The following is an 18,098-nucleotide window of genomic DNA, read 5'->3' on the forward strand; positions in this document are numbered from 1 at the left end:
CCAGCTCGGATTTCTCCTCATGACCGGGTTTGCGGATCGAGGCGCATGCGCCATGCCAAATGAGAAATCGCCGAGGCCCGCAGGACAGACGGCCTCAGCGAGCCAGTCGAGAGAGAAGGTCTTCGCCTCACGCGGATCAGATACGAATTCCCGAGCACTGCGGTTATGTAGCAAGAAGGCCTGCGACGCCACCAAACCTCTGTCGCGAAAATATGGAGGTGACGCGGTATCCGCGGTCTAGCGAGACGAGAGCAGCATCCGGCAGCACGCACTCAACGGCCTGTTCTCATTGCCGGCTTCAGGAGAAAAGATCAGCTATGAGCCGACAGGCAATCGCTGCACGCGGCGGTCAGGCCGTGTAGATCTTCCGCGCACACAGCCGGCGCCGAAATGATGCCAGATGATGAGCCGACGCCAGCATTGCCGCAGGGGAGACAGCCAAGTCTGTCCTCAAGCGTCTGACGATGAGTGATGCATGTCCAAAAGCTGACAGCATGTCTGGTCCAAAACAACCGGCCGCCTTGGGCGTGAGGTTTCTCGAAGCCTACTCATGCCGTTGCTGCGGCTAAGCGCGCTGGCACGGCCTTTGCTGGAGATGCGGCATTGAGTGGGGGGCTGACCGCATGAGAAAGCGCGAGACGATTGATGGTCTGCTACACCATCTCGGCGGCGCGCCCGCTCAACGGTCACGGCTACACCTTTGGCAATGGCTGACGCGCGACATTGCGGTTGCACCGCCCTGTCGCGCCGATGCGCCCAAAGTTCGTTGATAGTTCGCTCGGCAGATTGAGGAAGCCGCTGTTGACTGCTGCCCAGGCGGAGATGGCTGGGTTCATTCGGAACGTCTTGACCGTCGGTGTCATGAAGCCAACGACACCATGCTGGACGTTACGCATGACCAGACGAGTGGGAGTCATAACGAATGGTTTTACCGGAACTGCGCTCTGCTATCCCAGCCGGAAGAGTTTTGGAGATAACGACGACCACAGGATGCATCGTGGGATGTTCATATTGTCCGCAGGACAAGTTCGCTGACCGGCAAAGAAAAGTCTCTGATACGAAGCATCTTAGTCTTGGAGATTTCAAGCGCTGTCTGGCGCGCGTACCAACCTCCGTCGACATTGGTTTTGCCGGGTATTCTGAGCCATGGCTCAATCCAGATTGCACCGAAATGGTCGAGCACGCTGCCGCCAAAGGCCACGGCATCAGGATTTTCACGACGCTTGTGGGAATGAAGGGGCAGGATCTGCAACGCTTGCAAGCGCTGCGTTTAGGCGTATTCGTTGTCCATGTTTTCGATGATGGCACCCACATGAACAGCCGCCTCGTTGGAGACAACTATCGCGATCTGATTCGTCAACTCGTCCACGCCAACATCCCTTCGATCCGATTCGTGGTTTTGGGCGAGCCCCACCCAGAAGCCGACATTATTCCTGCCGAAATACTCATTCGCGCGCAACCCGTGAGCAGCAGGGGTGGAAGCGTCGACCCCAAGATCGTTGAACCACGGCAGCCAGTCGTCGGAGCGCTAACCTGCGTGGACGAACGACAGTATCGGAATGTACTCCTTCCAAACGGCGAGGTTACCCTCTGCTCCATGGATTTTGAGCGGCGTCACGTACTGGGCAACCTTCTATGCGACGAATACGGCGATCTCTTTAAAAGCCCATTTTTTTGCGAAATCGTCGATCGCATGAATGGAGCGGCTGGCTTTCTGCTTTGCAGGATGTGTGAATTTGCCGATCCAAACGATAGGAACTGACTGATGCCGGCTGACGCGGCGGGCCGACGGCCCTGAAACGGCAAGATGCACATGCCCGCGAAGTCATCGTGTTTTCACGTCACGCTAACACGATCCCGTAGGCGCGGCAGTCGGCCTCGACCATTTCCGAGACGAGCTCATCGAAAGTGGTCTTCGGCTTCCAACCGAGTTTGGTCGGCTGCCTTGGAGGCACCGCCGATCAGCAGGTCAACCTCGATTGGCCCGAAACAGCGTTTGTCGATCCGGATCAGCGCTTGATTACTCATGCGTTCACGGCCCACCTCGTCAACGCTTTCGCCCTCACAGACGATCTCCTTTTCGACTCGCCTGAAGGCAGCCCCGACAAAGGTGCGGACCGTGTGTGTCTCGCCGGTTGCCAGCACGAAATCGTCAGGTTGATGCTCACATGCCCTCGACATAGGCGCGCGCCGAGCCCCAGTCGCGCTTTGCTTCCAGGTCTGCGAGATAGAGACAGTCCTGTTTGCCGGCCATGATCGAGCCACGGCACGCGTCACCTTGCGCGTGATGAAAGTTTCGCCGCGCGTCGGCCCTTTAATTGAACAGGATGCCGTTGCTTGCATAGAGCCCGCACACCTTGCGGTAGTTCATGGTGGTAGAGCTTCGCCACCGCATAGGCCGAGCGTGGATAAAACGGAGTGGTCTCCTGCTGCGGCACGCCCTGGACCGAACCAAAGAGTTCCGAAGTTGATGCCCGGTAGAACCGCATTTCTTTCTCGAGACGAAGAATGCGGATCGCTCAGCAGCCCAGCGTTCCGAGCGCGGCTGCGTTTCTTGCCGGAGACGGATCAGCTTTGCCGCATCCGTCGTGTCGCCGTAATGCAGGACCATGTCGGGATAGTCCCCATGAGGATCTTGATGACGGAATTCCTCTTCAGGGATCGACACTCGGCGCCGAGGCCATTCCTCGATGACGACAGTATGGAAAGTGCCAAGAGCGCCTGCAACGCTATGAAGTCGAAAAAGTACGATTACGTGCAAACGTGGGCGCCCGTGCAAGGTTTCGGCCTCAATGTCGGATACTCGACAGGATTGCAAACCTGCCTTCCGTTGCTTTTGCTGATGTTTTGCTCTGGCACATTCGATGCAGGGGACCTCCCGAACGCAGCAGCGGATGTCTTCAATGATCAAACCCACGGAAAAATGCTGTCGCCGCACTCATGTGCGTGCCCTCGCTGGTCGCCAAGCAGGCCGAAGGTCGGCTCATCGTGGTCGAGGCGGGCAACTGAGCCCTGTTGCAATGCGGGACAGGCTGCGAAAGCATGTCACTGACCACGCGGGGGTTATCGAGGCGGGGTTCTCGATGCCAGCCACGCGCAACATGTCACCGGCATGAGTGCCGATCTCATCAGAGAGCCGGAATCCGCGGGCGTCACACCCGACGATATGAACGCGCGGACAAGCTGTCGCAAGTCCGGCGGTGTCGACGATGAGTTCGCGGAGGGGAGGCCCAACGGCTATGGCCGACATTCGCCGCATACAGCGCCTGAATGGGACACATCAGTAGGAGTAAGACAACTGGAGCTCTCTTGCATTGGGATCGGTGCTGGTCCGTCCAATTTGAGCCTTGCGTGTCAGATCCATGAGCAGGTTGGGCACGGGGCACTGTTCTTGGATCGGCAAGTCGACTTCCGCTGGCATCCAGGCAGCGCATTCGAGTCCTCAGAACTCCAGGTCAGCCACTTCAAGGATCTGGTCACGCTGGTGGATCCGCGGTCAGCCTATACTTTCATAAATTTTCTGCACGAGAACGGGCGTCTATACCACTTCCTGAATGCACAGTTCGATTCTGTGTTCAGGGCTGAGTTCGGACAATACCTGAATTGGGCGTTCCGCAGGAACCCACTTGTCCGCGGCGGCGAGACTGTCCACGAGATACGGTACGATGGCGAGTTTCGGGTGCGGACGGACGACGCGGTGCTTAGTGCCAGAGACCTGGTGGTCGGCATCGGCAAGCAAGCGCGGATTCCACCTCAATTTCAGGGCTGGATCGGACGCAACCTGTTCCATTCATCCGATTTGCTGCACATCCATCCTGAGGTGCGGCAAAAACATGTTTGCGTCGTTGGTGGAGGCCAGTCGGGAGCCGAGGTGCTGTTGCATCTGGTGGGTGGGCCAAGAGAACGGCGGCCTGCCTCGATCACCTGGGTCTCGCAGCGCGAAAACTACCTGCCCCTCGACAACAGCCCGTTCACAAACGAGTTGTTCATGCCCTGTTTTTCGGATCGTTTTGCGGCAATGAGCGAGACGCAGCGCAAGCTGTTCCTGCAGCGTTTCGTGCTTGCCTCGGATGGTATTTCGGATCGCACTTTGCGCGCCGTCTACCAGGCGCTGTATCGCCACGAATTTCTTGAGCCAGCCCTATGTGACATCGCACTGCGGCCGGGTTGCAACGTTTCACGCTGCATCAACGACGGCGCGGGTCATAACTTGACGCTGCAGTGCGGCTTGGGCGACGTCGAAGAAGTCACGGCCGACATTGTCATCCTGGCCACCGGTTACGAGAACGCTGTGCCAAGCTTTTTGGAACCGATGGCGGACCGGCTGCAACAGACCGACAATGAGTTGGTCATCAACCAGGATTTTTCGGTTTGCTGGGACGGACCGCGCGACAGACGCATCTTCGTACAGAACGCCAATCCCGGGCAGCGCGGGCTGGCCGATCCGAACCTAAGCCTGCTGGCCTGGCGCGCTCGCCGCATTCTTGACAGCCTTCTACAGCGCGCGCCGTGCGCGAAGCCCGAGCATCCTGGCTTTATCAGCCGTACCGCCGTCGAAAGCTGCCCCGACCCGGTAGCCGAAGAAATGGGCAGGGGGATATGAGTCATCGACTACTGATCATCGGCGGTGGCATCCAAGGAATGATGTCCGCCTCCGCTGCGGCGACGGCCGGAGCCCCCTCCGAACTCATCGTGAGTGAACCTGCCCTTGGACCTATGGGCGCATCGCTTTATTCTGCGGGCGTCCATTTGCCCCACGGTCGTCGAAACCGTACCAGGTCGCTCACACTGGCCCTGGCGGCCATGACTGCGTCGGCCGGCAGCGGAGGCCTCCGGCCCGTAGCGATGCGTGTGGTGGCCGGACTGGGTGAGGTAAGTGATCGGGACCAGCTTAGGGAACCCCTGGACCCGGCTTGGCCTGGGATTGGCAGTCTAGCGCCGAACTTCTGCGGACAATACCCGTTTTTGGAGCATCGATGGACTCGATGCCGACGTGCCCTCCCTGATCGCCCCGAACGGAACTTGTCGCAAAGGTTCGCGTGGCGCGGCTTGCGTCGCGTCAGGCTGCACGAAAGGTCGTCCATCGGGCAGTCGCACCATCAACAGCATGTTCGGCGGTGACTACTATGCAGACGTACCGGATCGACAGATCTTTACGGGCCTGGGCGATCTCTCCATTGAGGAGGGACAACAACGCCGTGCAATCCACCCGGAGCGGAACGCACCTGGCGTCGCCGTCTGCATGTCGTGGAGTATCGTTCTCCGTGGGTCCCCACCCTGACAGCGCCCGACTGCCCCTAACCGGAATGTTTGACCAACCACTCTTTCCAACAGGAGGCTTTTCGCATGTTGACCGATGCACAAAGAGAAAAGTGGCAGAGAGACGGATACGTCAGGCTCGAAAGTTTCTTCGAGCCCGCGGCTCTGGAAGGTATTTCCAGCTTTGTTGAAGACATATCACGCTGGGATGTCAGCGATGATAAATGGCTCATGTGGTTCGAGAAAACGACGGACAATCGGAAGATTATCTCCAAAGCCGAGAATTTTCTCGACTTCCATGACCCATTGCGTCTTCTCCTCCTAGAAGATCAGCGCATTAAGTCTGCGGTCGAGGATTTGCTTGACGAAGATTCGCGCAGGCTCAAGGAGTTGCTGATCTTCCACTATCCCGATAGCGGCGGCTATCGCCCGCATCAGGACATTTATCACATTCCACACAGGCTGCCCGACCGGATGGTCCATGCGGTCGTTGCCATAGGCATTGACGACTCCAACCCGGACAACGGCGGGCTTTTCTTCAGTCCCGGCAACCACAAGAAGGGGGTATTTCCCATGGATGCCGGCGGGGTGATCGATCCTGAGGTCGCCGAAAGGTTTTCCTGGGAGCCAATAGTATGGAAGGCTGGCGACATCTTCATCTTCGACGATTACGCACCGCATTACTCACAACCCAACAAAAGCAATCGTTCTCGGCGGACACTCTACTTGGTGTTCCAGCGTGCTTCGACCGGTGGACCGACCCGCGCTGAATATAACGTGCTTAAGCGCGCCCTTAATCCGCCAGAGGGCAAAGTGGCCGATCTCGACAACCTCAAGCCCCCAAACGGCATTTTCTATCGCGAGGCGCCCGTCGTCGCCGGCCTGGGCCCCAGAGAAGGATTATTCTGAAGGAGGCGGCCAACGTTTCGGGCTACCGCCTCTCTTCGCAACTTGCAGCAGAGGCTGTTGCGTTGGCAGCCGAAGACACCACTGTTTCAATAGCTGAGGTTCGTCATGCGCAAATCCACGTTTTCTCGAACGGAGCTGTCGCGGGCGTTCGGTATTGACACGGCCACGCTCGGAACGGGAAGCGCGGGCACCGGGTTTTCATTCGGCAAGGTGGCACCGGGCGTCACATCCGAGCCCCATCGGCACGACGAAATCGAGGCCTTCGTGGTCCTGTCTGGAGCGGGCAAGGTCAGGACCGATCTTGGGGAAATCCCGGTCGCGGCCGGCGATGTCGTTCTGTTCCACCCTTTTGAAGCGCATGTGCTGCACAACGATGGGGACGAAGACCTAAATTTCGTCGATGTCTACTGGCGCGACGGCAAGGCCGCCCTCGAAGCTGCTGCACAGACCGCGACTCCGCGCGGACCGATCTTCGTCTTCTCCGCGCCACCGACGCCTAATGGCGATCTGCATCTGGGGCATCTTTCTGGCCCTTATCTTGGCGCTGATGTCTACACGCGGTTCCTGCGCATGAAAGGGGCCGAAGCCTATCACCTGACGGGAAGCGACGATTACCAGAGCTACGTCGCCACGCATGCAGATGCCGATCAATCGACGCCCGCAAAGGCAGCGCGCCACTACGCCGACGAGATTCGAGCCACGCTTGCGCTTCTTGACTGCGACGTCCACAGCTTCCTCCCCACCTCGGCTGATAGCGCTTATGCAGAGTTTCAAGCGGCGCGTTTCCGTAGTCTTCTGAGCAGCACGGCGGTAGATCTGCGCCAGAGCCCTGCGCTCTTCGATGCTGTGACAGGCGACTACCTTTACGAACCGGATGTAAGCGGCCTCTGCCCCGATTGCGGCGGCTCCGCTGCTGGCAACATCTGCGAGGAATGCGGCGCGCCGAACCTATGCCACGACCTGGGTGCAGTCCGGTCGCGGCACTCGGCCGAGGCGCCGCTGGTCGGCTCCGTGTGCCGTCCCGAACTTGCTCTGGAACGGTGCTACGTCAATATCGACCGGCATTTAAGGGCGTCGGGCGCCCCCGTTCGGATCATGGACCTCTTCGCGCGTCTACGCCAACGTGGCGACTTTTCCGTGCCCATCACCCACCCGTCGGACTGGGGGCTACCGGCCGAAGGGTTCCCGGGGCAGGTGACCTGGGTCTGGCCAGAGATGGCGTTTGGTTTTCTTTACAACATCCAGGCGCTGGCTAGCTCGCTCGGTCGAGACTGGAATGCGGCCCTGCCCAGCAATGACTGGCAGATTGTCCATTTCTTCGGCTTCGACAATTCCTTCTACCACGCGCTACTTTGCCCCGCCGTTTATGCCGAGGTCTTCTCCCACTGGACGCCACGCATCCGGTATCATGTGAACGAGTTCTATCTGCTCGACGGCCAGAAGTTCTCGACCAGCCGCGGCCATGCGGTCTGGGGCAAAGAGGTTCTAGGCCCAAAGACAGTCGATGTTGTCCGTCTTCATTTGGGCCTGACACGTCCGGAAGGTGAGCGGACGAACTTCACGCTGGACGCGCTGCGCGGCACCGAGAACGAGGTGTTCCGAGGGATCTGGCTGAATTGGCTTGATGCGCTGCACCGGGAAATCAAGCAGGACTTCGGCGGTTGTGTGCCCGACGCAGGCGACTGGGCTCCCGCCGATCGCGCTTTCTTTGCTCGGATAGAGCTCCATCGCGCGGCGATGGAACGCGCCTATTCGGACGATGGCTTCTCGGTCCGGCGCGCAGCCGCGCAGGCCTGCGATTTCGTGAGCGAATGTGTAGTCTACCGACAGGCGCAAGACTATGCAGCGGCGCGACGTCTCTATCCCGCCCGTATCCGGACTTCGCTCGCCGTTCAGACCACGGCCGCTGCGATCCTGGCACAGACACTCGCGCCGCTGATGCCCCGATTTGCCAGCACGCTGGCGCGAGGCATCGACGGCATCTCAACCGAAACATGGCCGCGGTCGGTCCAGAGGCTTGCGCCCGCAACGACCTTTGATCTCGAACCCGTGCTGACGTTCTATGCCAGAGCAGACATTCCTGTTCCCAATGAGGAGGAGGCATAATAGCTATCGTGATTTCGACTATCGTGATTTCGACCAGATTCTGGCGGCAATCAAAGCCGATGTTGCCGAAGCTTTACTCGCTACCACTGGCTGCCGAAGGCCACTCTGAGACCATAGACACAAACACTCGCCTTAACCAAAATGTCGAGACGCTGGCCCGCGCCTTGGAGGATCGCTCGGTTGACAGCTTTCCAGCGCTTGCCATTCGTGCGGCAAATGCCGAGCGGGCCCCACTGCGCTGACCAACTTTTCGGAATCGCGGAATTTCCGACCTATTGCCAGCCGGTCAAGAAGGTCATGCGGTTCGGGGCGCTGGGTCAGGCCAGCGCGCCCGCGCATCGCCGGCGGCGAATGATGCTGGATGAGCCGACGCCAACATTACCGCAGGGTAGAAAGCCAAGCGGTTCTCGCCCTCAAGCGTCTGACGCATGATGCGTGTCCAAAAGCTGACAGCGGCAGAAAACATGTCTGGTTCAAAACAACCGGCCGTCTTGGGCTTGTAAGGTTTTCGAGGCAGAATCATGCATTTACTGCGGGCAAAGCGCTGGCATGACGTTTGCTGGTTGAGATCGGCAATACTGAGTGAGGGCTGGTCGCATGAGAACACGCAAGACTTCGATGGTCTCCCAACCGCTGTGTTCCGTTCTGAGAGAAGAACCAGCTCGCGCAAAACGTCAGGAAAGGTGTTGGAATGGAAAACAACATATTGCGCAGAGAATCCTCGGCTCCTCTGCTCGAAGTGGACGATCGGCTGCGCGGCGAATCCCTCACGAACTTTCAGCCCGGCAAGGAATAGGGATGACAATTGGAAGGGAACCCTGGTCAATTTGCCCATTTTCTGCGGCGCGCCCGCAGTAGCTATGTCCATGGGGCACAGGGTCGACCGTTTGCTGCAGGTCAGGGCTCGGACCTTAATGACCTCCAACCGAATAGCCACGATATTCGACGCGAATTTGGCCCATCGATGAAGACGTCACAGTCCACGACGTGTTCAAGGTCGGCCACCGCAGCATTTACGTGGAATCGGCCTGGCCAGGCCAGACGTCGGTTGCGTAAGCGGCCCCGAAGTCCACTTGCCGAAAGCAGAAATCCTCCGTTGAGGACGAGACCTGAAATTGAGGAAACGAAATGTCTCACGCAGCGCTGGCCTGCCGTCAACAGGACGGCAAGGCCCTTGCCCGCCCGTTCGTCAAATGCGTCCTGCGGCTGATCCGTGCTCAGGACTTCCACGGCTCATGCCAACGGAAACTGGACACCGGGCTGCTGGCCGATTTCATCATCACCAAGGAACTGGGCCGGAATATCCAATCACCGGCAATCCGGATCCGGACGCGCTGTGGAGGCTCCACATGTTTTGGACCGTAGTGGAGCTTGCGATCGAGGAGCGCTCAGGCGTGACATAGTCAACAACAGAAATCAAACCGACGGGTGCTTTCGAACGCGTGCTTTTCACGGTCGGGCAGTTCGAGGGTCTGTCGAGACGTCTACCGTTTCGGCTTCGAGACGTTCCGGAAACTCGCGAATACCGGCGAAAACTGGTCGGTGATGCGACTGCAGCTATTGCCTGTCCCGACGTGGTGCGGGCGTGAAGAAACTGATTTTCGAGGAAGGATCATGTCAAACCTGGATGAGATGGCGAAGAAAGTCCGAAAGCTTCAACTGCGCGCGGCAATTGCCAAGACGAACTTGCGCGACCTTGCCGAGGGTCTCCCGGTCAAATGGATTGAGATAGAGGAAGTCGCCGAGAAAACGCGTGCCGTTTATGCCGAGTTGGATGGTGCCAGGAGAGAGCTCGCCAAAATGAAGACTTTGCGATGAGCGGCACATTCATCAGCCGCGACGGCTCCATATGGGTGCCGGAATATCTGATCGCTATAGATGGCAAGATCTGTATCGGCTGCGGCCGCTGTTTCAAAGTCTGCTCGCGCGAGGTCATGCATCTTTACGGCGTCGATGACGCGGGGGAAATCCTTGGCGCCTGCGACGGCGGTGACGACGACTTCGATAGTGAGCTCAATCGCATGATCATGGTTGTCGACCGTGCCGGCCGCTGCATTGGCTGCGGAGCCTGCGGCCGCGTCTGCCCAAAGAACTGTCAGACCCATGTCGCGGCCGACCAGATCGCAGCATGAATTGCATGATTTGACGAGACAATCTCAGGAGAACGGCATTGCGCCTCATCAACTTTTGTCGGCTCCTCGGGCTGGTCCTGTGCGGCAACGCTGTGACGGTTTACTTCGTCTCGCATTCGTTCCGTCTAGCAGTCGTCACGACGCTGGGCTGTTCGCTACTTCTTCAGCTGGGCTATTTCGCAAGTGTGCTCTTTCTGATTTGGCGATCCAGCTGCGCTGGCAAAGCCGGGCAAGGGGCTGAGCTTTTCGACAGGTCACAGGAAGTTCGGTACCAGTCGCGCGACGATGATGAGCATGCGAATGAAACCCAAGATGTGTCCCAGCGCAATCAAACGCTCGGCATATCGCTGCTCCTCCCTTGAGGTGCCGTAACAAGATCAGAGCTCAGATTCATCACTTTCGGCGTCCGATTTTGAGCCCCGGTTGATGGAGATCTGCGGCCATCCGCTTGTCTCGGCGAGCGGATGGAGGGGATGAATAGGTGGATACGATTGCCCGTGTTCGGCGCGCTTTTTATGTTCAGGGGTGGTCGGTCAAACGGATTTGCCGGGACCTTGATCTGTCGCGCAACACGGTGCGTTAGATCCTTGCCAGCGACGCATAGATGACGACGGCGCTGCTCGACTGGCCCACCTATCACTAAATGAGTCCTCGCGCTTCAAGAACCCCACCTAAAGCGCCCCCACCGCCCGAACAATCTGCACTCGCCGGGCTGCGCAACCCCGACCAGCTCCGCACGGCGAGCGTTCCTCGTCGCGCCTATGCAAGACGGGTCAATATTTGACGCTTTTGGGGAAATTCGAGCGGCATCGACAGTTCGAGGCCAAGACCCAGTTCGCCGTCGTCTTAGGCGAAAGGTTCGTCAGCCAATGACGAGATCGGCCTCGCGCACAGAATTGCCGACAGTCACTTCGTTCGCATCCGAGGCAAACTGCATTATCTCTGGCGAGCTATCCCCAGGCGAAGGATCAAATTGTGCACGCCCGCGGGGCCATTGACGACCAGGTAGGCGCCCAAAGCAAGCACGCCCGACTGCAGCATCATTCTAAGAGATAGCCTCCCTAACCCTGTCGCAACATCAGAGGCGCGCTGCTGGAAATCCATATAGCTTCATTTGCAGCGCTCCAATGGCTTCCTACGCGCTTGGCCATTCCCATCGCACGAACGACTTCAGCGTTGCGCCTGTTTGCTCCTGCAATGGAATTTCTGATGGTCCCGAATTCGGCTGTCTTGCGCGATGGCTCTCGAGTGAGTCGCTCGGTCATAAGCGTCACAAACACCAGAAGCAGAGCCCCGAACAGGACCGCACTGCCTATCCACGCATGAAACATAAAGGAGATGCCAACGTAGAGCGGCAAGCAAGGCAAATCGAATAAAGCTCCCGGTCCCCCATCGAAAAGAAAGTATTTGATCCAGGTCATGAAGAGGCTGAACCATCTCCCCTCTCGTCGTTCACGAGCGGCAGGCCAATCAGCGTCTCGTGCACCCTCCCACTCAACCTCTCGTCAAGAAGTCGGCCGACGCGTGTAAACAGGCGTGCGCGGCCAACATCCAGCCAGCCTTGAAAACGAAAAGACCGCCAGCAAGAATTACGAGACCAACAAGAGTTGGCACGCTACGACTTGGCAGAACCCGGTCATAGACCTCGAGCATGAAGACGCGCCGGTCAAGTGTAGCGAGCTGATCACTCCGCTCATCGCCGCCGTACCTGCCAATGCCCAACGAGAGGCGGCGATAGCTTCGCGAGGCTGCGAACCGGTTGCATGCTTGTTCTGCATAAATGTTATCCGTCGACGCGGGAGAAGGAGTGCGGCGCTGGGGGGAATCCCCCTGACAGCACCATCCAGCCCATGCAGAAGGCGCTGACCCAGATGAACCTGCAGCTCCAGCACGCCGGGACCGACAGCACCGGCCAGACGGGGCTGCGCAGCATGCCGATCAGGGTTGCACCGCCCCGGCAGCCCCTGATCGATCTGGGACCTATGGCTCGCGCCAACGCGAAACCTTCCTTGACGCGAGCACCGTGGCAACCTCTCCAGAGTCGCCTTGGCAAAGGCATGGCCACCCAGACCCTGGCCCGTCCACGACGGACGGCGCCAGGAGCTGGAGCGTCCTCCTTGCACCGTCATAAGAGGAAGAAATACACTTCTGGGTGGGCGTGAACGTCCTCAGCATTCACATCGAGGAGTCGGATCGAGTCGCCATTGCCTAGTTCGACAATCGTGTCGTTGTCGACTTGGTGACTGGCGTCAGCGAGGTCGGCATACGTCTTGATGTTGGTGCCGTTCATCCCCAGGTCGACCTCGAGGAGGTCCTCGCCAGGCGCGAAGTCTAGAACTTGATCTTTGCCGCAGCCGCTCTGGAATATGAACAAGTCGCCGCCCTCACCGCCCCAGAGCGTATCGTATCCGGGGCCGCCCTCCAGGGAGTCGCCCCCGGAGCCGCCAGAGAGCCTATCGTCTCCGCCGCCCCCCCGCAGGGTGTCGACCCCGTTTCCGCCCCAGAGCGTATCGTTTCCGTCGCCTCCAAAAACGCTGTCGTTCCCTTCAAAGCCGTCGAGCTTATCGTCTCCGGGGCCGCCCTCCATGTGGTCGTCCCCTTTTCCGCCCGTCTTCCTATCGGGATACGGATCAGGGGCGGGATCAGGGCTGGGATTGTCGTCGTCGTGAGGGGGACGCCAGGGACGATGATATCCAGGTTCCCAATATATAGGTGGTGTAGTAGGGATATCAGGACGATGTCCACCCTCGGGGTCGGGATGAGCGTCGTCTACACCGAGCCTCTGGGCGGCGACGGCGGCAACTCCGCCGGCATGAAGGTCGAGAGCGTCAATGCCGTCCGATCCAAACGTCGCGCGCAGGATTTCGCTGAAGCCTGCGTCTTTAATCGTAGCCATGCCTATCTCCTTGTTATGCCGCCCGCCGAGAGCCCGCACTGGTGAAGGCGCATTGAGGGGTTTGGGCAAGTGCGCTTTGAAACCCTCCGCGTACAATCCTGCAGAAGCACCCATGCCCCAAATGCAGCATTCCGGAAGAGTGGTAAAATTGATTTCCTGATTGCATCCATCCGCGCCATGGATGAGCTATAGCGGAATGCGTACTGTCAACTTGGACGCCGGCGAGGCAAAGCTGCCGCGGGCGCAGCCGTCACGCGGTACTGTCAAGTTGGCGAGAGGCGGCGATCTTTGGCTTGGTCTTGGGTATGAGCGCGACGTCCAATCCCTACCGGGGCTTCCGCTGTCCGGCCGAGATCACAATCAGGCCGTCTGGTTGTATCACTGCTCCAGCCTGAGCCCGCGTGACGTTGAGCTGATTCTTGCCGGGCGAGTCGTGGTCAGCTACGAGACTATCCGTGAATGGAGCCTGCGCTTCGGCTGCGCCTATGCAAAGTTGCGGAACAGCCCTTCCGACCAGAGCACGTCAGCAAAGTCCGGTCCGATGCCCTTGATGTCCAGCAACACCGCCGCCGAGGCAGGTGTTGCCGCGTCTCGTGTCTCAACGGTCATATGGTGCCGCGAAACTTGAGATCCTGCCGGGCGTGGAGGGCATGGACTGGACGCGCGTCAAGGCTGAACGGATACGACGGCGGACCTCGGCCGGATAGACCCGTGACCAAGTGAACTCAGGTGGTCGAAAGCGGGGCCTCGAATCGGGCTAAATGTGCTTCTGTCGAGCCATGACGCGCGGTGTTTCTGCCCTTCCCAAGATGACGGCACACTGAAGGCGATGCTTGCGGCCGTGGCCTCGCAGAGGGGGGCAGTGGATCGCCGGCCGCGCTCAGCCGGACATAGCGCTCGTCAATATCCCAGAACCCAGCCTGACCTCGCATCCAACGCCCCCGTGCAAATCACCAGGCGAAGTGAATCAAAATGCGTTCTCGATTGCCAGGTTTTTCGAGGTGTCCAGTCGGAGGATGTCGATGCGGCACCCGCGGCTTGGGACGAAACGTTCGACATCGACCGCGACGACCTCGAGAGGCTGCTGCGGGAGGCCGATCTGCAGGCGATGGTGCGCTCGCATCGCATGCTGCTGTGAACATCATGTCCCGCAACAAGATCTCGGTAACGGAAAATGCCACCCCGACGACGCCCGTAGCTGCTTCTCGATCGCAACATCCGCACCTTGCCGGTGATCGGTGCGGACGGCCGGCTGGCCGGCACCGTGGGGCTCCGCGAGCTGACGCAGGCGATCGAAGCGGTGAAGGGCTTGATATGTCGAAGGCGGGCGTCGTCTCGCCCGAGATGCCGGCGATGAGCCTGCTTCCCGTGCTCACCGACGGCCGCAGCCATGCGGTCGTCATTGTCGGTGCCGAGCGGCGCATCCTTGGCCTGATTACCCAGACCGACCTGCTGGCGGCGGCGGGGCGCCTGCAAACGGCAGACACAGCACTTTCTGCAGCGTAAATCATATTCTCGATTTGCTCAAATCCGAACCCCCTTTTGCCGGAGTGGCATCCTATTGCCGGATGCCCACGCCTGTCCGGGAGATCGGGGCGCAGAGCGCCAAACCCGCAAGGGCGCTTCGAGCATGGGATGCCGCGTCGGACGCTATCGCTTTGGGCGGGCATGCGAACGAAATCGAAATGGTCGCCGCCCAGGGAGCAGAATTCTGGGTGTCGCGCTCACTGATGATTACAGTTGGATTGTTTCCGCTGCCCGACCAGCGATCGGCATTTGCCCGATTGTGGCCCGCGAAGCCGAAGTCGGCATGGATGGTCCGACCGCAGCCTTCAGGATCTGCCGGTCCAGGGCAAGCCCGTGACGGTGAAGCTCCTGCTGAGCCGCTGGCGATGTGCACATCAGAAATGTGAGCGACAAACGTTCACTGATCGACTCCCGACGGTTGCTTCCCTTATCCGCGCAGGACGACGAGGGTCGTGGAGATTGTCGGCTTGCGCGGCCATAGCACGGGTGGACGTCCTGGCGAACGCCTCATTCAACGGCTCGGCATGAACGTCAGGTGACGACACCATCCTGCGGCAACCGAAGCGGGATGCTGCGGTTACTCGCCGCGCCTCCGAGATTCGGGTGGTTGGCATCGATGACTGGAGCTGGCGGGGAACGACGCTATGCGGCACTATCATGGTTGATCTCGAGCGTCACTCGCTCGTCGACATTCTCGATGATCGAGTGTCGATAGCGCAGCCAGGTGGCTGCGGAATCATCCCTTCGTCGAGGTCGTCAGCCGAGACCGCTGCAGCCTGTATGCGGGAGCCGTCCGTGAAGGCGCACCGCGGGCTCGCCAGGTGGCCGACGGATTTCATCTGTCGAGAATCTTCGTACGGCAACCGAGGAACAGATGAGCCTTAATGGACGTGCTTCAGGAAGCCCCATCCTGTCCGAGGACGCCATTGTCGACGCTGCGACACATCGCCGGCGTGCCCGTCTTGCGCATAGGCAGTCTCGCCAGGAGATATTCGAGATGCTCCACGCCTTACGCCACTAGCTTACGCCCCCTCCCAAGGCAAAGCCGGCCTGGCAGCGAGCTCAGTCTCTGCCGGGCATGCCATTTTAGACGTACTCGCGTTCAGAACTTCAAATTGGGCGGCGTAATGCCCGGCTGAAGAGGAATTCGTCGAATGAAATATGAGGCCGTTCCGAGGGCTCTCCGATGGCACCTGGCCGGAGCGCGAAGGAAGCGTTGCTGTGCCCATGCGGGTGGGTTCACGCTAAGCGTGTTCGTCGACATCCGACAATTGTGTCGGCTTGTCGGTTTGACGACACAGCCTTGTTTGGCCGGCGTCTCGGACGTTTGGCTAAACCGCTGAAAGCAAACATGCAATTCCTTCCCTGTCGCCGTCATCTAGATTGGCATGAATTTAGCTTAATTCCGCTGAGAGAGCGGGAGCTTCTTGCCAGGAAGAGCGAAGAGATGGCTCGGCAAAGTTGAAGGACGGGAGATCACAGATTTGTTGCGAATGAACACGTTGGCCGCTGGGCGGCCATGCGTCTGAGGCTAGAGCCTCCGGCGGGTCCAACAAGGGGGTTGCAGATGTGCATACGGCTGGCGGCCGGTTACGTCTTGTTCGTGATGGCATTCTTCGTCAGCGCCATGACTGCGAACGGACAGGAGACCAGCCTTGTCGGCATTTATCAAGGTTCGGAGCTGACCGCGGCCGCCAACCATCTGGGACAAGGCGGATACGAGCTGTCGGATGGTACGAAAGTGTCTTTCGAAAAATGGTACCATAGCAACTGGATCGACATGCGATTTGAAATGTTGACGCAGCTCTCGGATGATTTCGGTCTCCTGTGGGGCGCGAGCACCGGCCAACGTGCCGAAAAGATCCGAATCGACCCAGGTGTGAAACTCGGCTTCATTCTGCAAAAGCGACCGACACCGTCCACGACGCTTTCTCTCACCGTCAGTTCGATTTTGGGCGGGAACCTGACGGAACGACCTTGCACGGCTGACTATGGCGCCGTCGGCGGCTTCCATGCAGTGAATTGCCGTCTGGCGGCCTCGCAACTGCGGCCCTCGGATACGTTGAAATACATGACCAACCTCGAGCCAAGCCGATGGAAACTTGACCTTCGGTTCAGGGGTGAATTTTAGCGATGGTGAAAGGCAAGGCCGTAAATTTCGTTGATGAAGAACAATCAGACAGGAAGTTGATTATGCACAAAACACAATTGTTCCCGGCAGGTTTCGTTGTCGGTCTTATAGCGTGCCTGTTGGCTGCACCCGGTTTCGCGGGTGATCTCGATGCCGGTGTCAGCGGCAAAGGAACGACCGGTACTCTAGCCGCGGAAAGCAGTAGCTCGGGCTGTCCACAAAATGCCGACGGCACATTCTGCTGGATGAGCCCAGATATTGGTGAAGCATGGACATCAGGCTTTATCGGTTCCGGCGTATCGATAAATGTCATAGATGACTTCAAGGAACAGCCATTTGACGCAGACCTCGGTCGCGGTACGCAGACGCAGCGACATGGAGATTGGGTCGCTGAAATTGCCGGCATGGTCGCCCCTGGCGCAAACATATTCAAGTATGGCTATCTCGAGGGGTCTTCGATCGGTCTGCAGGACGGCCTCAATATCATCAATGCGAGCTACCGCATTATAGAGCCCCTGAGCCAGCATCCGCGCGAGCAGGCGATCGTCGATGCCGCCTGGGCCGGCACTGCCATCGTCACCAAGAGTGCCGACAACCGCAGCAGCGAGGTTGGTAGGCCGCACGAAGGGGATTTCGATGAGCTAACCCTCGGGCTGATCGGGGCGCCATCGACAATCTTCGTGGGTGCGCTCGACCATAATGGCACTCCCGGGAACAAGACGCGGCTGGCCCGATACTCGAATTATCCCGGCTCAAACCCCGAGGTGCGGAACCAGTTCCTGACCGTGGGTGTCGAGGGTGACAAGACTGGCCTATACGGCACGTCTTATGCGGCACCTGTGGTTGCAGGCTATGCCGCCATTCTGGGCAGCAAGTTCACGTCAGCAACACCGACACAGATAACCAATCAGTTGCTGGATACGGCTAGAACCGACACGCTCGTCAACTACAATCCGGCGACTTACGGCCGCGGCGAGGCCAGCCTTTCGAGGGCATTGGCACCCGTTTCGATCAGGTAACGAGCATTTCCATCGACAACTGAAACTTCTGTGAGGCGTTGAGCGCCACAAAAATCGCCTCGCAGAATTCGGCTCGGCAACCGTGCGGTCCCTGCCTGTCCAATCGCAAATAAGAGCCA

The 18,098-nt window shown here is 59.0% G+C and carries 17 protein-coding genes and 2 pseudogenes; 13 read left to right on the forward strand and 6 right to left on the reverse strand.

All coding sequences use genetic code 11. From position 1 onward, the window contains the following. The first annotated feature begins 922 nt into the window (after nt 1–922). The gene (locus tag AC0L2H_RS28780) at nt 923–1,762 is read left to right on the forward strand and encodes a radical SAM/SPASM domain-containing protein (protein ID WP_027047782.1); all 840 of its coding nucleotides are present in this window, start codon (nt 923–925) and stop codon (nt 1,760–1,762) included. 137 nt (nt 1,763–1,899) lie between these two features. Here the strand turns inward: AC0L2H_RS28780 and AC0L2H_RS28785 are convergent, their stop codons facing one another. Further along, the gene (locus tag AC0L2H_RS28785; protein WP_236952158.1) at nt 1,900–2,343 is read right to left on the reverse strand and encodes a GDP-mannose 4,6-dehydratase; all 444 of its coding nucleotides are present in this window, start codon (nt 2,341–2,343) and stop codon (nt 1,900–1,902) included. Further along, nucleotides 2,274–2,489: a GDP-mannose 4,6-dehydratase gene (locus AC0L2H_RS28790; RefSeq protein ID WP_236952156.1), complete on the reverse strand. Its 216-nt coding sequence runs from the start codon at nt 2,487–2,489 to the stop codon at nt 2,274–2,276. Before AC0L2H_RS28790 ends, AC0L2H_RS28785 begins: the two co-directional genes overlap by 70 nt. An 809-nt stretch (nt 2,490–3,298) precedes the next feature. Between AC0L2H_RS28790 and AC0L2H_RS28795 the strand changes: the two genes are divergently transcribed. From AC0L2H_RS28795 to AC0L2H_RS28805, 3 genes are all read left to right on the forward strand, one after another. Then, a complete protein-coding gene (locus AC0L2H_RS28795) occupies nt 3,299–4,603 on the forward strand; it encodes a lysine N(6)-hydroxylase/L-ornithine N(5)-oxygenase family protein (protein WP_027047784.1) in 1,305 nt (434 codons plus the stop codon). A 743-nt stretch (nt 4,604–5,346) separates the two neighbouring features. Further along, nucleotides 5,347–6,168, forward strand: coding sequence for a phytanoyl-CoA dioxygenase family protein (locus tag AC0L2H_RS28800; protein ID WP_019863339.1), 822 nt, complete (start codon nt 5,347–5,349; stop codon nt 6,166–6,168). A gap of 105 nt (nt 6,169–6,273) precedes the next feature. Then, nucleotides 6,274–8,274, forward strand: coding sequence for a class I tRNA ligase family protein (locus tag AC0L2H_RS28805; RefSeq protein ID WP_019863340.1), 2,001 nt, complete (start codon nt 6,274–6,276; stop codon nt 8,272–8,274). Nucleotides 8,275–8,569: 295 nt separating this feature from the next. Here the strand turns inward: AC0L2H_RS28805 and AC0L2H_RS28810 are convergent, their stop codons facing one another. After that, nucleotides 8,570–9,109: a hypothetical protein gene (locus tag AC0L2H_RS28810; protein WP_155249161.1), complete on the reverse strand. Its 540-nt coding sequence runs from the start codon at nt 9,107–9,109 to the stop codon at nt 8,570–8,572. Between the two features lie 293 nt (nt 9,110–9,402). Between AC0L2H_RS28810 and AC0L2H_RS28815 the strand changes: the two genes are divergently transcribed. From AC0L2H_RS28815 to AC0L2H_RS28835, 5 genes and pseudogenes are all read left to right on the forward strand, one after another. Continuing rightward, on the forward strand, nt 9,403–9,639 hold the full coding sequence (locus AC0L2H_RS28815; RefSeq protein ID WP_394811820.1) for a hypothetical protein: 237 nt from the start codon (nt 9,403–9,405) through the stop codon (nt 9,637–9,639). 249 nt (nt 9,640–9,888) lie between these two features. Next, on the forward strand, nt 9,889–10,092 hold the full coding sequence (locus AC0L2H_RS28820) for a CCE_0567 family metalloprotein (RefSeq protein WP_019863342.1): 204 nt from the start codon (nt 9,889–9,891) through the stop codon (nt 10,090–10,092). Then, complete coding sequence (fdxB, locus tag AC0L2H_RS28825) at nt 10,089–10,406, forward strand: ferredoxin III, nif-specific (RefSeq protein WP_019863344.1); 318 nt, start codon at nt 10,089–10,091, stop codon at nt 10,404–10,406. The genes AC0L2H_RS28820 and fdxB overlap by 4 nt, the downstream gene beginning before the upstream one ends. A 38-nt stretch (nt 10,407–10,444) precedes the next feature. After that, entirely contained in the window at nt 10,445–10,768 is a 324-nt protein-coding gene (locus tag AC0L2H_RS28830; protein ID WP_019863345.1) for an exopolysaccharide production repressor protein, read from the forward strand. Nucleotides 10,769–10,887: 119 nt separating this feature from the next. Next, nucleotides 10,888–10,986 (forward strand): annotated as a pseudogene (locus tag AC0L2H_RS28835) (terminase gpP N-terminus-related DNA-binding protein); the annotation flags it as partial. Between the two features lie 481 nt (nt 10,987–11,467). On the opposite strand, the gene AC0L2H_RS28840 reads toward AC0L2H_RS28835, so the two are convergent. The 3 genes from AC0L2H_RS28840 to AC0L2H_RS28850 form a co-directional block, all read right to left on the reverse strand. Further along, nucleotides 11,468–11,827, reverse strand: coding sequence for a hypothetical protein (locus AC0L2H_RS28840; RefSeq protein ID WP_155249162.1), 360 nt, complete (start codon nt 11,825–11,827; stop codon nt 11,468–11,470). Between the two features lie 704 nt (nt 11,828–12,531). Continuing rightward, a complete protein-coding gene (locus tag AC0L2H_RS28845) occupies nt 12,532–13,302 on the reverse strand; it encodes a calcium-binding protein (RefSeq protein WP_027047785.1) in 771 nt (256 codons plus the stop codon). A 483-nt stretch (nt 13,303–13,785) separates the two neighbouring features. Beyond that, nucleotides 13,786–13,911 carry a hypothetical protein gene (locus tag AC0L2H_RS28850; protein ID WP_257784413.1) on the reverse strand — a complete coding sequence of 42 codons (126 nt, stop codon included), beginning with the start codon at nt 13,909–13,911 and terminating at the stop codon, nt 13,786–13,788. Nucleotides 13,912–14,616: 705 nt separating this feature from the next. Here AC0L2H_RS28850 and AC0L2H_RS28855 point away from each other — a divergent pair. From AC0L2H_RS28855 to AC0L2H_RS28870, 4 genes and pseudogenes are all read left to right on the forward strand, one after another. Beyond that, nucleotides 14,617–14,808, forward strand: a complete 192-nt coding sequence (locus AC0L2H_RS28855; RefSeq protein WP_027047788.1) for a CBS domain-containing protein — start codon at nt 14,617–14,619, stop codon at nt 14,806–14,808. 162 nt (nt 14,809–14,970) lie between these two features. Then, nucleotides 14,971–15,844 (forward strand): annotated as a pseudogene (locus AC0L2H_RS28860) (transposase); the annotation flags it as partial. A gap of 552 nt (nt 15,845–16,396) precedes the next feature. Continuing rightward, nucleotides 16,397–16,960 carry a hypothetical protein gene (locus tag AC0L2H_RS28865; RefSeq protein ID WP_019863348.1) on the forward strand — a complete coding sequence of 188 codons (564 nt, stop codon included), beginning with the start codon at nt 16,397–16,399 and terminating at the stop codon, nt 16,958–16,960. Between the two features lie 2 nt (nt 16,961–16,962). Then, on the forward strand, nt 16,963–17,979 hold the full coding sequence (locus tag AC0L2H_RS28870; protein WP_223217807.1) for a S8/S53 family peptidase: 1,017 nt from the start codon (nt 16,963–16,965) through the stop codon (nt 17,977–17,979). Nucleotides 17,980–18,098 lie beyond the last annotated feature (119 nt).

Source organism: Mesorhizobium sp. WSM4871 (genome assembly GCF_055811295.1).